Genomic DNA, 14,903 nt, shown 5'->3' with positions numbered 1-14,903 from the left:
CTTGATTTTTTCTTTCTATTATTTTGATACACTTCTTTGAAAGAAGCCAATGACTGAGCTTTTTTAAGCTCGTTATTTTCTAAGCGTAACTCCTTGAAGTTCGATAATGTTATACGACTCAAAGAATCTATCATATAATCTGTCTCCATATCTGGCTTTAAATTCATTTAGGGTAGTTGTAACATCTTGACCATAATAATTCATAGTAAGAATTCCAGGGGATTTATTGACATACCTTTCACTTAGAATCTTCTTCATAATATCCACACTTCCATAATTTTTAGCCAAATCCTCAGACAATAAATCATCAAAAGCATTAAACCCTAACTCAAATCTTCTGTAAAAAAGGGATAAATGATAATCACGATCAGCATCTTTGCTATGCCTATTTGCAGCCTCATAAAGTCTTACTACTTCATCTACCGAGTTATATTTAAACTTTAGATTGTATCTTCTTAAAAGTTGATCATTACCATCAATATCCTTTATAATTAGAGGGTTTTCAGAACCGTATTTAAATATTTCATAAAACGTTTTTAAAATTCCTGTTTTGCCTATTCCAGGCTCTCCGATTATTGCTATTCCTTTACTTAGGCTAGGAATACTTTTTTTACTTAATAATGGGATATTGTAGAATGACTTTCTTTTTAAAAAATATGCGATTAGCGAATAAGCCAATATTTTTGACTCTCCATTATTGGCAGTTTCATCAAATTCTTTCCCATTAACAAAAGGAAAATTTATTTTGAAGAGATTATATAAACTATCTGCCTTAATAGGTTTTAAATCCGGAAGAACGATCTCTTTATTTTTAGGCAAAGAATCAATCATTTTATCAAAATCATTCTCATACTTAATCAGCAACTCCTTGTATTTTTGAGCAACTGGATGATCCGGATTATTAATCAATAAATATTCTATTGTTTTTGTCAGAACTGGCTTTTCTCTTATTTTTTCTTTTGAAAAAAGTTCATTCTCTGTTTTGTTAGCTAATAAATCCTTTACGGTTTTAACTAACTCAGGTCTTCCTTTATCTTTCAACTGATTGTCTAAGCCCATTTCCGTTTGATTTTGTTTTGAAACTGTTCGTTTGTTCATAACTTAAATTATTCAGCCATTTTGCTTCAAATCCTCCCCATTGTTTTTGAGTGACTATTCTGAACACCTCATTTTTATCCTTTCCTGTTTTTTCTATCTCCCTGATAAAATTTTTAAAAGCAACTTCTGTATTGACTAAATTTTTCTTTTTCCTGACTGCAATAAAATGATCAACCAAAGCTTCATCATCAAACCCATATTCAATCAAAGCTTTTTTAAAAAAGAAAATCTTTATACCTGGTTCTGAATTATTGACTGTTTCTTTTTTTTGCGGAGCTTTTTTTCTTTTTTCTTTTTCCGGTGGTATATCAAATAATTCCTCAGGATTTTTTTTTATTATATTTTCTTCTTTTGTTTCTTTTTTTAAAAGAATAACATTATCATTTACATTAACAGTAACATTATCATTAACAGCTTCGTTTGCTTCGTTTTTGTAACCAAATGAAGCATTTGCTTCTTTTGGTTTAGTTTGTTTTGTTTTGCTTCTTGATTCTCCACTTTTTAATCCCCCATTTCTCCCTGCTTCAGATCGTTTCTTTTTAACTTCCTCATATTTGTCAAGATCTCTTTTTAACTGAAGTCTTATAGGTTCAAACGCCATTTTTAACACTCTTTCTTCATCTGAGAATTGGGGGTTTTTATCATTAACATAAGCTAACAGGTGCCTGAATAATTTACCTGCTTCATCATCTGACAGAAGATTTAATTGATTTTCCCAGTCACAGTATGCGACGAATGATTTTTTATTTTCTGCCATTTTATTAATGTGTTTTTACTTTTCCTTGTTAAAATAGAGTTGATAAAATTTTCCCGTTTCATCTTCCCCTTGTTTTAAAAATTTTTGATCTCCGTGAATATGAATTTGAAAATTCTGATCTAATTTGATCACGCTCTTGAAGTGTCTCTTTATTTTTTTTACAGCAGAAGAATTAATTTCGAAGCTTTCGGAGATATTAACCTGCATATCTTGTTCATAATCGGTTTTATAATTTTCAAAGCTTTCAATTATGTCCTTACTGGAAAAAACTTCATTAGTGAATTCTTCAAATACAAAGTCTTCTTTTTCATTAAAGAAATTGATGGATTTGTTTAAAAAATCAACTTGGTCTATTTTTGTGACCTCATATTCCTGTGGTAATTGCTTCGTGATATAATCCTTAAAAATCATTAGAAATTCCCCGTTTATCTTGTTACCTACTTTATGTGCTGATATTTTTATTTTGGTTATTTTTTATGTTGCTGAATTGGATAAAATTTTATGTGTTACTTTCCATGCTGAAAGAGATGTAAAATATTTAACATCGCCTCCTGGGGAGGTCCATTCTTTACCTTTTATATTAATTCCGACTCTTACTATATCTGAGGGTTTAAAGTGATCTAAAAGGTCTATTCTATCAGCTGTTATTTCAATTAGTAATGTTTGAGGATATTGTTCCTCAGTGACTAAAATAAATTCTCTTTTTTGAAATCCAGATGCGAAGTTTTGAACTGGACCTATGTTTTTAATTGTTCCGATTAATTCCATTGTTATTTATTGTAAATGCTTCCACTTGTATTTTATATCCATATTTATTAACCAATTCCATCAATAAGGGATTTATGTTTTCTTCTCCTAGTGGAATTGTTATCGTTCTGCTTTTTGCAAATATTTTACAATTGACATCTTTCTTTCTTATCTGCCTATGTAGCTTGTATCTATTAGCATTATCCTGAGCAGTGAATCCCCTAACTCTTATATTCGCGGGAAATGTTTTCATGATATTTTGTATTTAAACTCTAAATAAGCCAAAGTGTTTTCTATTTCATTATCATCACCTCTGTTAATAATATTAATGAGTCTACTAACGAAATCCTCATTGGTAATATTTGGATTTTGAAGTTCAGTAGTCTCTGGAAGAATTCCTCTGTTATACATCTCTTCAAGTAAGTCCGAATCGCTAAAGTCCCCTATTTCGTTTTGATCATTAGAATCAATTAAATCATACTCTTCCTTTGCGAAGTCTTCTAGGTCGAAATCGAAATATCTCACAGCCTGTTTTTGCCAGTCTTTATGTTGACTTTCAAACCACTTTCTTGCCCATGCCTCATTTTTTTCCTGCTTCAAAAATTGGTTTATAGTCTTTTCTTCGTAACCAAAGGAGCTTCCATCCTCCATCACTATTTTAATCACTCTATTTGCCATTTTTGTTGACGTTTTTAGTTAATAATTTTGATTCTATAACAGCCTCTTTAAAATCTTTAGACATAAGCCTTTTAACTTCTTTTTGATTCCATATTATGAACCCAGAATTATCTTTCCCTAAGAAGAAGCCGTTATTTAAATCCATTAAAATTATCTTTTGATTATTTTTTGTTTTCCTGATATTTTACTTACCTGATACTTTTCAGATAATTCTGAATTGCGTTCTAATTCCAGATTGTGAAAATTACAGCAAGGCTTCCAAGTTGATTCATCCAAGTAATTTGATCCCCAACGTCCCGCGGTGTGTTCAATTGTATCTGCTCTATTATTGCAGCCATCAATAAAACATCTTTGGTTTTCTGGTTGATCTAAAAACTGAAGTCTTTTAATCGTGTATTGTCTGTTTTCTTTCTTTCTTTTAGGAGAAAACTTTGCAATTGGCTTTTTAACTACTGTTTCTTTTTTATCATTTGATTTTTTCAGCCATTCCTTACTTTTATGCAGTTTATAGTGAAATGCTTTACATCTTCTAGCTGTAATGTATTGATCCGGTGTACCTGGAGGACAATCTATACATTGCCCTTTCTTTGGTTTAATTGTACTATTGATCATGTTGTAATTTCTTTAGGTTTATAAAATGATTGGAATCTTATTAAATCTGAAGATTCTGGTGTCTTAAGAAGACCGTCTCCCATTCCTGCCAGTGTTTCAGCTCCAGCATCATCTATAACAACTCTACTATCAATTTCTTTTGGAACCCTGAAACAAATCATTAAAGAATAATTTACTTTAGCATCCCCAGTAATCACTTTCGCAGATGCTCTTTGCGTAGCATCAACCCCTCTAAATCCAACTGATCTGCCTTTTTGTTTGATAATTCGCATATTTTCTTCAAGGCTTTTCAGTTCCCCAACTTTCTGCCTTTGGAATTTTGGGGCACCAGGAATAGGAAAGCCAAGAGGCCCCTTAGTAGGTCTATAATTTCCAATTTGGACCATATCATGAATATCTAGATCCTTTCCTTTTCTAGAAGAGGCGACAGCGTCAGCAAATTCATCAAATACAATAAGTATTTTTTTCTGTTTACCATTTTTTATAAGTAAATTCATCTCTTCTACAAGGTTCTGAACCTTAGTCTCAATAGATATGATTTCATTATATACCTCCACTTTTTCTATAGATGAATAATCTAAAAATTCATATTTAGGATCTAGTATAATTATTTGATCAACCTCAGGAATTAATCTAGCATATTCAATTATACTTATTAATTCCGCTGATTTTCCTGATCCAGAAGCACCACATACTAGTAAAAAAGGTGTAGATTGCTTATCAAGATCCCAATAAAGAGTTTGTTCAAAATTATCCTTACCAATTGGTATTTTTTGGCCTATCAATTCTTTCGCATCCCATAACAGATCCCTATCACGTTTTTTTGCAGTTTCTATTTGTAAGTAAGACTTGCCATCGTGTACTTTTAAATCTTTAGGGATTCTTACATTTGCTACATTTAAAGCATTTGCAATATCAAGCTTATGGCCTTGAATTGATGCTATTTTAGTCCCCGCAGACACATCAAGCAAGAAAGTATTAGAAGAGAACCCGTTAAATGTATGTGCTACTTCTGTTTGAATTCCGAAAGTTTTCAATATATGCTCTACTTTTTCCTGTGGTTTCATATCCGTTGTGCTTAAATCGTATTTAATAAATGATGCAGCGTTTGTTTTGAACTGCTTAATAACTTTTGGTGTAATTGATTTTGTAGAAGAATCTCTAATTTTTCTAAGTCTTTTCTCAACCAAATCTTTATTGACTTCAATTTCATCAATATCAAATTCGTTGATTTCAGCTATTAAAGTTTTTGCCCAGAATTCATATAATTCTGCTCGGTCTATTAAGTTGTCAGAGTCATTTATTAAATAGACATAATCAGGATCTGAAACAGCTTCTATCATTCTTTTAAGAGGCTCATAAAGCAAAGCCTCATATAGTCTTCTAGTGTCATTATCTAGAATCACTCTGAACATGTTTAATTGTGAGCCTCCTTGTTGATTTTTTGAATACTTGTTCTCACAAAACCAAACTTCATCTACAATGACTCCAGTATATGCTTCATAAGCCTTTACATATGTCATAGCTTGTTTGCCAATTGAAAGAGACAATTCTTCTTCTGATGAAAACGCATTTCTGCTTTTATGATCAATAATTATTATTTTGCCGTCGTGATCTTCAATAACCAAATCAATAATTACAGTACATGGTATAGGAATATCAACACCATTAATTGTTAAATAATCAGTAAATCGAATCTCAACATCTAGAACTTTATGTATATGATCTTCATAAACTTCTTTTTCTTGGTAGAAATTATTTAAAAGTGCTGTGGTTGTTTTGGTACATTTCTTTTTAGCCTCCGCTATTGTTGGTGTAGTTTTCTGTATTTTCCACTTATTAGCATCTATGTTATCAATGTATTCAAATGCTATTTTTTCTAATTCAGGCAAACTAAGAGTAATTCCTTTTTGTTTTGCTTTCCAATAGTGGCTAATTTCATGATAAGCGTTTCCGGAAAGAGTTGTCGCACTTTTTTTTGTATTATATCCATAAATATGGATCATTTCAAAACCTTTTTCATTTCTTGAAAATTGGGCAACCTTAGAAAATGACCATGATTTTATTATATAATTACTACTGAGTTCTTCTAATTGTTCAGGAGAATATGTTTTATAAATGCTCATGGTAAAATAATTTTAGGTTTCTTGGAAGTTCTTCCTCTTTTAATTGGATCTTGATTTGTAGGTAAAACTGTTTTGTCAAAAATCAATTCTGATTCTTTTTCTTTGGATATTATTTTACAAGCTTCCAAAAGATCTTTGCCTTTCAAAATATTACCAGCTTGATCACAAGGGGCCGGAATTCCATTTTCTATTTTACATTTGATTATTATTTCTCCAAGTTCATAAGAATCTCTATTGATACCCCAATGAACTGCAGCACGTTTAAGACTATCGGAAGTTTCTCCTTTACTTGCATCTAAATAAGATTCTGAGCCTGAATCTGCTTTCCAAACCCATTCATCTTCGATTTTAATACCGATTCTACAGAATTGTTTGTTTTTTATTTCAAAATAATCATCTTGCCAGTTTTCGGCTCCTAAAACAGCATCAAGTCTATCCTGAACTTGTCTTGCGTCTATATATCCAATTAAAATCATTTGATTATCTGGAAGCAGGCCCTTAACACGCCATTTCAATGGGAAAGGTTCTTTTAATTTCTGTAATTGTTCTTTACTTACTCCCATCTTACTTGAATTTTTCAATTACTTTTTCCATATCATCACTTTCAATCAATCCTCCCATTTTTGCAAACCATTCTTGAAATAAGGTTGCATCATGGATTTGCCTTGTATGGGTTAGATTATCCTTTTTATTATCAATAATTATTTTTTTCCAACTTCTTTTTCTATGTATTTTTTTCATGATTTGGAGTATTTAGGTATTTAGAAAAATCTTTGTGGCAAAATCTTAGAAATCCGAAAACCACATAAATGAAAACCGGAAAAAAGAATACTGATGCATCTTGGTTTTCTGAACAGATCAACACGTAAATAGTATTTACGAATAGAATTAAGTTTAATGCTATTTTCATATCAATTTAAGTTAAAGAATTCTGCTTCTACTGGATTCAATAATGGTTTTATAACTTCAATATCATTAATCGAAAGGGATGAAATTTTCTTTCTCAATACACTTTCTAAATTTTTCCAAAATCTCCATGATCTTCTATCATCCAGTCTTTGATAGTCCGTATTCATAGCATTAATGTTTCTTGCTATCTTCTCAGCTCTTTTTTTTGATATTTCTGGTCCTTTTATTTGGACGTTTGGTAATTTTTGCTTTACATTTGTACTCATAAATTCAAAACTTTTTTTGATTATTAATTGCCATCTGCGCCAACAGGTGGTTTATTTATTTATTTATTTCTTAACCAAACCTTATATTCTTCTACTGACCACTTATGAAACTTTGTTTTATTGCCTCTACCGGATCTGCTTTTTTCCGATTTCCTAAGAGGACAATCTATATTTCTTAAGTCTTTTTTTATTTTTTCAATGCCTATTCCTAGATATTCAGCCACTTCATTAATATTAGGTTCTTGTATTTCTGACCAAAATGATTTATTAAAGTATTTTTCAGCCCAGGCTACAGGCACAAGAACATATCCATCTGGAATCAATACTGTATTATCCATTTTAAATGCAGTCTAATATCGTTTTCAAAGTTCTTTTGTTCTTCTTAGCTTCTTTCTCGTTTGCCTCAATATTTTGGTAAGCAATAACGAGCAGCTTATCAATAGCCTTTTTGTTCATTTCAGTGACTCTCGACGTTCCATTCTTAACCTTTAGAATTAATGAAGAACTAATGTTAGTCTCCGCTCCAATATTGGCAGCATCTTTCAATGTCGTGTTCTTACTTAGTAACTCAGTAAGATTATTGTCTAAATAATTACCAACTTCAATTCTTTTCATAAGTAATATGTTTTAAATATTTTCAGGGATTTCCACATTTTTATAAACATTTCTTTTGTTTATATTTGCATGCTGTTATCTGATAACAAATATAACAACTTTTTTACAACAAAAACAACTTTTATTCAATTTGTTGTAATTATGTTGTAATTTATAAACATTCTAAATAAATGGATCAATTAACTTTAGAAGAAAAAATAATAGGGTTTTATAACTTAGTCATAATAAGAAAGTTACGAAACAAGGATATCGTTGATATAACTGGAGCTGATAAAGGAAATGTAAGCAAGTACATGAATAAAAAACTACAACCTCCCGACAACTTTATTACAACTATTGAAAATAAACTAGATATCAATCTTAGCGACTTTGCCGATTATACTATCGAATCCAACCTAAAGCCTAAGACATATCCGTCACATATAGAAGTAAGATTGGTTACAAACAAAGCCAGAGCTGGCTATACAGATAGCTATTATGCAGATGATTATTTAAAAGATCTACCAGTGGTATTGGTTGAAGCAGATAAAGAATACAAGGGTAAATATATGGCCTTTGAGATTGATGGTGACAGTATGGAGCCATATTATTACTCTGGTGATATAGTAATAGGAAGAGAAATAAAACGAGATCTATGGCAGTACAAGCTACATTATAAAGATTATGATTTCATTATTGCACACGGAACAAAAGGCATAATGCTTAAAGAAATAACCAATCACAATGTGGAAACTGGAGAAATTGTATGTCATTCATTGAATACAGATGGCAAGTATAAAGATTTCACACTTAATCTTCATGAGGTATCATTCTTATATAATGTAGTAGAACACAGAACAAGCGGAAGAACAAAACGAATAAATAGATAATGCTTAAATCGCACGAAATAAACAATAAATGAAAAAAAAAGCCCCAAACGGGACCTTTTTTATTATTTTATTTCATTAATCCAATCTAAGAAAACGGCATCAATTATTTTTCTATGCACTTCATCTTTTACGTGGTCAGGATACTTACCCTCATAAATAGAATGTACATCACCGTGTGAATGCCCCGTTAATTCCATAATTATATCCCGGCTTAATAATAATTGCTTGCCAATGTTAATAAAAGTATATCGTGGTGTTTTTGTCGACACATAAGACTCAATGCCTATGCTTTTAATCCATCTTCTTATTTTGTGCATATATGAGTCTCTAAACTGAAATCTTTCTTTTTCTAATTGGTGAATTGGGACTAGGTAACCGCTATCGTCTTTGTATTTTTCTAAAATAACCCATGTATGAGGAAATATATAATTATTGATTATTTCATGGGTCCCGCCTTTAAACCTCTCAAAAACAACTCTTCCATTTTTTACATGATCATAAGTTAAGTTTTTTAGATCAATATAATCTATGCCACCAAGCAGAAAACAAAGGATGAAGAAATCGTAAAATTTATGCTTATAGTTAAATTTGATGATTGTTCTCATTTCTTCTATAGCAAGATATTTGTCTATAGTTGGCGTTGATTTTGGATAAGTCCCATCAAAAGGATCGTAAGAATCTTCCGGAACATAAAGCCGTCTTTTTTTTGCTTCTTTTATTACTGATTTCATTGTTTTTAAATACAATGTCATGGTATTATTTGAAACCCTTTTTTTACCTGATTTAGTTTTTTTTGAAAAATGGAACTCTTTATACTTTACCAAAAAATCATATGTGACTTCTTTAAAAAGAACATCGGATTTAAAAGAAGTCAAAGCCTTTAACCTATTTTCATATACTATTGCGTTGCTTTCACTTCCATTTTTTCTTATTTCATCGGCATACTTCTTCCAAAATTTAACCAAAGAATCTGGGTTATCATTCAATATAAAATTTTTTATCTCTTCGGAAGACATTAAATATCTCCTTTCAAGAATCCTATTTATTTTGATATTAGTTTTATGAATGAATTCCATTAATCCATAATACAACGGATGAGAAATCTTTGGAATATTTTTCTTCTCATTCCAATCTTCAGGCATTGAATAGTAGCCAGTAACTGGGTATTGCCTGTCACTTTTGCTCACAAAAATACTAATAATAATAGGATGCCCTTTTTTCCTTAACTTTACTTTGTCTAGTTTGATTTCTATTTCCATTTTAAAAATGTCTGAAAAATGTCTGAACAAAAGTACTGTTTTATACTTATTTTATACACATTTTAAATAGATTATTTTACAACTAATAATTGTAAAACCTCCTAAAAACAACCCGAACAGGCAATTTAAAACAATTCACAAGCAATACTCTTTATATTATCACTTTTCCCCATAGAGTAAAAGTGTAGAACAGGAACTCCAAAATCAAGAAGTTCCTTACATTGGGCAATAGACCACTCTATTCCAATTTGCTTTACGGCTTCATTGTTTTTAGCATTTTCAACTTCAGTAATCAGTTCTTCCGGAAGATCTATCTTGAATACCTGAGGAAGAATTTTCAAATGTTTTTTTGTAGCAATGGGTTTAATTCCCGGAATGATTGGAACTGTAATTCCCATTTCTCTTGCTTTCTGAACGAATTCAATATACTTTTTATTATCAAAAAACATTTGGGTCACAATATAATCTGCTCCGGCATCTACTTTTTGCTTCAGCCATTTTAAATCATAGTTCATGGATGGGGCTTCCATATGTTTCTCCGGATACCCTGCTACCCCAATGCAGAATTTATTAAGTTCATCACAAACCTGCTCTTCATTGTGGAGATATTTCCCTCTTCCAAGATCATTAATCTGGTTAACAAGATCCATTGCGCTGGCATGTCCTCCTTGTGTAGGCTCAAAATACTGGTGCCCTTTCATAGCATCCCCTCTCAGCGCCATTACATTATCAATCCCAAGGTACATACAGTCTACCAGAAGATATTCGGTTTCTTCTTTGGTAAAACCTCCGCAAAGTAAGTGTGGAACTGTATCTACATTATATTTATGTTGAATGGCAGCACAAATTCCCAGTGTTCCCGGACGCATTCTTGTGATACGGCGCTCCATCAAACCATTTCCTTTGTCTAGATAGATATATTCTTCTCTTGAAGTAGTTACATCAATGAATGGTGGTTTGAACTCCATCAACGGATCTATGTTTGTATAGAGATCTTCAATACCTATCCCTTTTTGTGGCGGAACCACTTCTAAGGAGAATAAGGTTTTTCCATTTGCATTTTTTATATGATCTGTAATTTTCATTTATTAAATTTTAAAATTTTAATTTTCTATGCTTCAATTAAATACTAAAGCCAGTCAAGAATTATTCTAATTGGGTTTGAATAGAAATACCTATAGATATTAAAACCTAAATAAGGCATTCCTCCCAACACAAAAAGGATACAAACCATCGGAAATGATAGCATTTCATAGGTTCGCATAATAAAGTGGCCACTCCCCCAAGAGAAATTCACTGACGGCACTTTTCCTTGAAGTAAGAACATAGAAAATAACAAAATAGAGTTAGACAAAAAGAACCATCTTCCAAAATCAGAAGCTACAGCACAAAGGATGACAACCGGAATGATCTGAAGTAATGCAATCCCCAGCAATACGAGAAAATTCTGACGGGAATAGAGGTAAGCCCCTGCTGTTATAAATACAAAGTTGATCCCAATAAGTAGTCCTAAACCAATCATATTATAGGATTCTTTAATTATATCTGAGATCAGTCTTGGCCTTCCGTCAAATAATCCTGAATTGAAATGTACATCCTGTAAATAGGTACTATAAGGCTTCCATGAATCATAAATAATCTGGATGTTATTTGATAAGCCGTTAAATTTCAGAAATATCAGTAAAAATATGATAATGGAAGGCGCCAAGGATATACCAAAATTTAAAAGTTTCTGTACCACGCTCCCTTTACCAATATAAAATAACTGAATGAGTAAAAGCGGGAAAAACAAGAAAATGAATATTGATTCATGCGCCAGAATCCCTAAAGACAAGGCAATATTCAATAGCCATTTAGACTTACCATTTATAAAAAGATACAGTACTATATAGGCTATTAGAAGCACCTCAACATCTTTTGAAATATGATATAATTGGAAGTAAACAAAAGGGAATAAGAACAAAAATGGAGAAAAAATATAAAATAAAGATATTTTAGATCTGTACAAAATATTAATAACAATACCCGACAGTGATACAAAAAATATAAGATAAAGTACACGTAGAATATTGATAGGAGAAAACCCCGTATATGCTGTAATGGCATAAATAAGTTGCCCATCTAACCCTCTTTTTATAAACCCGGAAGTATAGTTGATAAAATAGTCTGAATTAAAAACAAATTTATCAAAAGAAGGGCTCAATAGAAAAGCCGCATTCTGGAAAAGCAATACCAACAGGACACAAATACTGAGAATATTGAGAATTATCGGCAATAGTTTAGTTGTTATCTTCATGTCTATTTTAATCTGCTAAATTTGGTGACAACCATTTTCTCGCTTCCTGGATGCTACAACCTCTTCTTTCTGCATAATCCTTTAGCTGATCTTCTGTAATTTTTCCTAACCCGAAATACTTAGCATGCGGGCTCCCAAAATAATATCCGGAAACGGATGCCGTTGGGAACATTGCTAAGCTTTCCGTAAGGTAAACGCCTATATTTTCTTCTACTTTTAAAAGATCCCAGATTGTTTTCTTTTCTAAGTGGTCCGGGCATGCCGGATAACCTGGTGCAGGGCGAATTCCTTTATATTGTTCGGCAATTAACTCTTCATTGCTTAAACTTTCCTGATTAGCATAGCCCCAATATTCTGTTCTTACCTTTTTGTGTAAAAATTCAGCATAAGCTTCGGCGAAACGGTCTGCCAGGGCTTTTACCATGATGGAGTTATAATCATCATGTGCTTTTTCATATTCGGCGGATAATTCATCCGTTCCGAAACCGGTAGTTACACAAAATGCACCTACATAATCGGTTTTGCCGGAGCTTTGTGGTGCTATGAAATCGCTTAATGCCAGATAGTCTTTTCCTTTTGATCTTTGAGCCTGCTGTCTTAAGGTTAAAAATTTGGCTTGTTCATTATTATTTTCATCAAAAATTAGGATATCATCCGTTTCATTGGCATTGGCTTTAAAAATTCCGAAGATGGCTTTTGCCGTTAAGAGTTTTTCATCTAAAATTCTCTTTAAAATAACCTGAGCATCTTTGAAAAGTTCTTTTGCCTGTACTCCTACTACCTCATCTTCTAAAATATTTGGATATTTCCCGTGGAGATCCCAACTTCTGAAAAACGGTGACCAGTCGATGAAAGGAAGAAGTTCATTCAGATCCTGATTTTCAACTATTGTTATTCCCAAATTATTTGGTGTGAAAATATCTTCGTTTTCCCAATCAATTTTAAAATGGTTTTCTCTTGCTTCCTGAATGGAAACATAGTCTTTATCCACCTGTCTGTTCAGGAATTTCTCCCTGAAGTCCGAATAATCACTCTTCAAGTCGGAAACATATTCTTTATTTCTGTCTCCCAACAATGAGCTTACCACGTTTACAGCTCTGGAAGCATCATTCACGTGAACGACTGCATTTTTATATTTTAAATCAATTTTCACGGCGGTATGTGCTTTTGAAGTTGTTGCACCACCGATTAATAAAGGAAAATTTAAATTTTGTCTTTCTAATTCTGATGCGATGTACACCATTTCATCTAGACTTGGTGTAATCAATCCGCTTAATCCGATCACGTCTACTTTTTCTGCAATGGCTGTCTGAATAATCTTTTCCGCAGGTACCATTACTCCAAGGTCAACAATTTCATAGTTGTTGCAACCCAAAACAACGCTCACAATATTTTTACCGATATCATGAACGTCTCCTTTTACAGTAGCCATTAAGATTTTTCCATTGGCAGGTCTTGTTCCGTCTTTTTCAGCTTCAATGTAAGGCTGTAAATAAGCCACTGCTTTTTTCATTACTCTTGCAGACTTCACTACCTGTGGTAAAAACATTTTTCCACTTCCAAATAAATCTCCTACCACTCCCATTCCAGTCATCAGATTAATTTCTATGACATGAAGTGGTCTTTCTGCCAATTGTCTGGCTTCTTCTACATCTTCTTCGATAAAGCGGTCAATACCTTTTACCAGAGCATAGGTAATTCTTTCCTGTAATGGATTGTTTCTCCATTCGAGGTCTTCAGCCTTTTCTTTTTTGACTGATTTATGTTTTTCAGAATAATCGAGAAGCCTTTCCGTAGCATCTTCCCTTTTATCAAGAATTACATCTTCTACAAGCTCTAAAAGCTCTTTATTAATTTCATCATAAACCTCCAGCATCGCAGGGTTTACAATACCGATATTCATCCCTGCCTGAATGGCATGATAAAGAAATACCGAGTGCATGGCTTCTCTTACCGTATCGTTTCCACGAAATGAGAAAGAAACATTACTTACTCCCCCACTCACAGAGACATAAGGAAGATTCTGTCTTACCCATCGGGTTGCTTCGATAAATTCGATGGCATTTCTTCTATGCTCATCCATACCTGTTGCAACCGGGAAGATATTTAAGTCAAAAATGATATCTTCTGCCGGAAAACCGATTTCGTTGACCAAAATATCATAGGAACGTTTTGAAATTTCTATTCTTCGTTCAAGATTGTCAGCTTGCCCCACCTCATCAAATGCCATTACAATAACTGCAGCTCCATATCTTTTGATTGCTTTTGCATGCTTGATAAATTCTTCTTCTCCTTCTTTTAAACTGATGGAGTTTACCACGCATTTCCCCTGGGCCACCTGAAGACCAGCCTCCAAAATTTCCCATTTGGAAGAGTCTACCATGATAGGAATCCTTGCGATATCCGGTTCTGAGGCAATTAAGTTCAGGAATTTAATCATGGATGCTTTTCCATCAATCAATCCATCATCAAAATTGACATCAAGAATCTGTGCCCCTCCTTCTACCTGATGGCGGGCAATGTCTAATGCTTCAGAGAATTTCTCCTCTTTAATTAGTCTTAAAAACTTTTTGGAACCGGCAACGTTAGTTCTTTCACCAACATTGATGAAATTACTCTCCGGCGTTATGATAAGAGGCTCAAGGCCTGATAATCTTAAATACTTCATCTA

General features: G+C 32.6%; 17 protein-coding genes and 1 pseudogene. 1 reads left to right on the top strand and 17 read right to left on the bottom strand.

The window, feature by feature from the left end; genetic code table 11:
* Window positions 1-72 precede the first annotated feature (72 nt).
* From EG359_RS17150 to EG359_RS17095, 13 genes and pseudogenes are all read right to left on the bottom strand, one after another.
* Entirely contained in the window at window positions 73-1,098 is a 1,026-nt protein-coding gene (locus EG359_RS17150; RefSeq protein WP_076353331.1) for a hypothetical protein, read from the bottom strand.
* Window positions 1,031-1,855 (bottom strand): DUF6291 domain-containing protein, encoded by an 825-nt coding sequence (locus tag EG359_RS17145; protein ID WP_076353330.1) that lies wholly within the window; start codon window positions 1,853-1,855, stop codon window positions 1,031-1,033. Before EG359_RS17145 ends, EG359_RS17150 begins: the two co-directional genes overlap by 68 nt.
* Before the next feature lie 15 nt (window positions 1,856-1,870).
* Window positions 1,871-2,275: pseudogene (locus EG359_RS17140) on the bottom strand (nucleoid-associated protein); the annotation flags it as partial.
* A 54-nt stretch (window positions 2,276-2,329) separates the two neighbouring features.
* Window positions 2,330-2,623 carry a DUF3127 domain-containing protein gene (locus tag EG359_RS17135; protein WP_076353328.1) on the bottom strand — a complete coding sequence of 98 codons (294 nt, stop codon included), beginning with the start codon at window positions 2,621-2,623 and terminating at the stop codon, window positions 2,330-2,332.
* On the bottom strand, window positions 2,601-2,855 hold the full coding sequence (locus EG359_RS17130) for a hypothetical protein (RefSeq protein WP_076353327.1): 255 nt from the start codon (window positions 2,853-2,855) through the stop codon (window positions 2,601-2,603). Before EG359_RS17130 ends, EG359_RS17135 begins: the two co-directional genes overlap by 23 nt.
* Window positions 2,852-3,280, bottom strand: coding sequence for a hypothetical protein (locus tag EG359_RS17125; protein ID WP_076353326.1), 429 nt, complete (start codon window positions 3,278-3,280; stop codon window positions 2,852-2,854). The genes EG359_RS17130 and EG359_RS17125 overlap by 4 nt, the downstream gene beginning before the upstream one ends.
* A gap of 150 nt (window positions 3,281-3,430) precedes the next feature.
* A complete protein-coding gene (locus EG359_RS17120) occupies window positions 3,431-3,892 on the bottom strand; it encodes a hypothetical protein (RefSeq protein ID WP_228435007.1) in 462 nt (153 codons plus the stop codon).
* Window positions 3,889-6,018, bottom strand: coding sequence for a DNA translocase FtsK (locus EG359_RS17115; protein WP_076353325.1), 2,130 nt, complete (start codon window positions 6,016-6,018; stop codon window positions 3,889-3,891). The genes EG359_RS17120 and EG359_RS17115 overlap by 4 nt, the downstream gene beginning before the upstream one ends.
* Window positions 6,015-6,581 (bottom strand): Rad52/Rad22 family DNA repair protein, encoded by a 567-nt coding sequence (locus EG359_RS17110; protein ID WP_076353324.1) that lies wholly within the window; start codon window positions 6,579-6,581, stop codon window positions 6,015-6,017. The genes EG359_RS17115 and EG359_RS17110 overlap by 4 nt, the downstream gene beginning before the upstream one ends.
* Window position 6,582: 1 nt before the next feature.
* Window positions 6,583-6,759 (bottom strand): hypothetical protein, encoded by a 177-nt coding sequence (locus EG359_RS22520; protein ID WP_164463076.1) that lies wholly within the window; start codon window positions 6,757-6,759, stop codon window positions 6,583-6,585.
* A gap of 170 nt (window positions 6,760-6,929) precedes the next feature.
* Window positions 6,930-7,193, bottom strand: coding sequence for a hypothetical protein (locus EG359_RS17105; protein WP_076353322.1), 264 nt, complete (start codon window positions 7,191-7,193; stop codon window positions 6,930-6,932).
* 59 nt (window positions 7,194-7,252) lie between these two features.
* Window positions 7,253-7,531: a hypothetical protein gene (locus tag EG359_RS17100; RefSeq protein WP_076353321.1), complete on the bottom strand. Its 279-nt coding sequence runs from the start codon at window positions 7,529-7,531 to the stop codon at window positions 7,253-7,255.
* Window position 7,532: 1 nt separating this feature from the next.
* Entirely contained in the window at window positions 7,533-7,808 is a 276-nt protein-coding gene (locus tag EG359_RS17095; RefSeq protein WP_076353320.1) for a hypothetical protein, read from the bottom strand.
* Window positions 7,809-8,101: 293 nt separating this feature from the next.
* Between EG359_RS17095 and EG359_RS17090 the strand changes: the two genes are divergently transcribed.
* A complete protein-coding gene (locus EG359_RS17090; protein WP_164463075.1) occupies window positions 8,102-8,677 on the top strand; it encodes a S24 family peptidase in 576 nt (191 codons plus the stop codon).
* Between the two features lie 62 nt (window positions 8,678-8,739).
* On the opposite strand, the gene EG359_RS17085 is transcribed toward EG359_RS17090, so the two are convergent.
* The 4 genes from EG359_RS17085 to metH form a co-directional block, all read right to left on the bottom strand.
* Window positions 8,740-9,936 (bottom strand): tyrosine-type recombinase/integrase, encoded by a 1,197-nt coding sequence (locus tag EG359_RS17085; protein WP_076353318.1) that lies wholly within the window; start codon window positions 9,934-9,936, stop codon window positions 8,740-8,742.
* A 125-nt stretch (window positions 9,937-10,061) separates the two neighbouring features.
* Window positions 10,062-11,021 (bottom strand): methylenetetrahydrofolate reductase [NAD(P)H], encoded by a 960-nt coding sequence (gene metF, locus EG359_RS17080; RefSeq protein WP_076353317.1) that lies wholly within the window; start codon window positions 11,019-11,021, stop codon window positions 10,062-10,064.
* Window positions 11,022-11,065: 44 nt separating this feature from the next.
* Window positions 11,066-12,232 (bottom strand): hypothetical protein, encoded by a 1,167-nt coding sequence (locus tag EG359_RS17075; RefSeq protein ID WP_123867430.1) that lies wholly within the window; start codon window positions 12,230-12,232, stop codon window positions 11,066-11,068.
* A 7-nt stretch (window positions 12,233-12,239) separates the two neighbouring features.
* A complete protein-coding gene (metH, locus tag EG359_RS17070) occupies window positions 12,240-14,900 on the bottom strand; it encodes a methionine synthase (RefSeq protein ID WP_076353315.1) in 2,661 nt (886 codons plus the stop codon).
* Window positions 14,901-14,903: the final 3 nt, after the last annotated feature.

Origin of the sequence: Chryseobacterium joostei (assembly GCF_003815775.1) — a bacterium.
In the GTDB taxonomy this organism is placed as follows: Bacteria; Bacteroidota; Bacteroidia; order Flavobacteriales; family Weeksellaceae; genus Chryseobacterium; species Chryseobacterium joostei.
The sequence above is the reverse complement of the archived record's forward strand: the minus strand, read 5'-3'. Positions and strand labels throughout refer to the sequence as shown.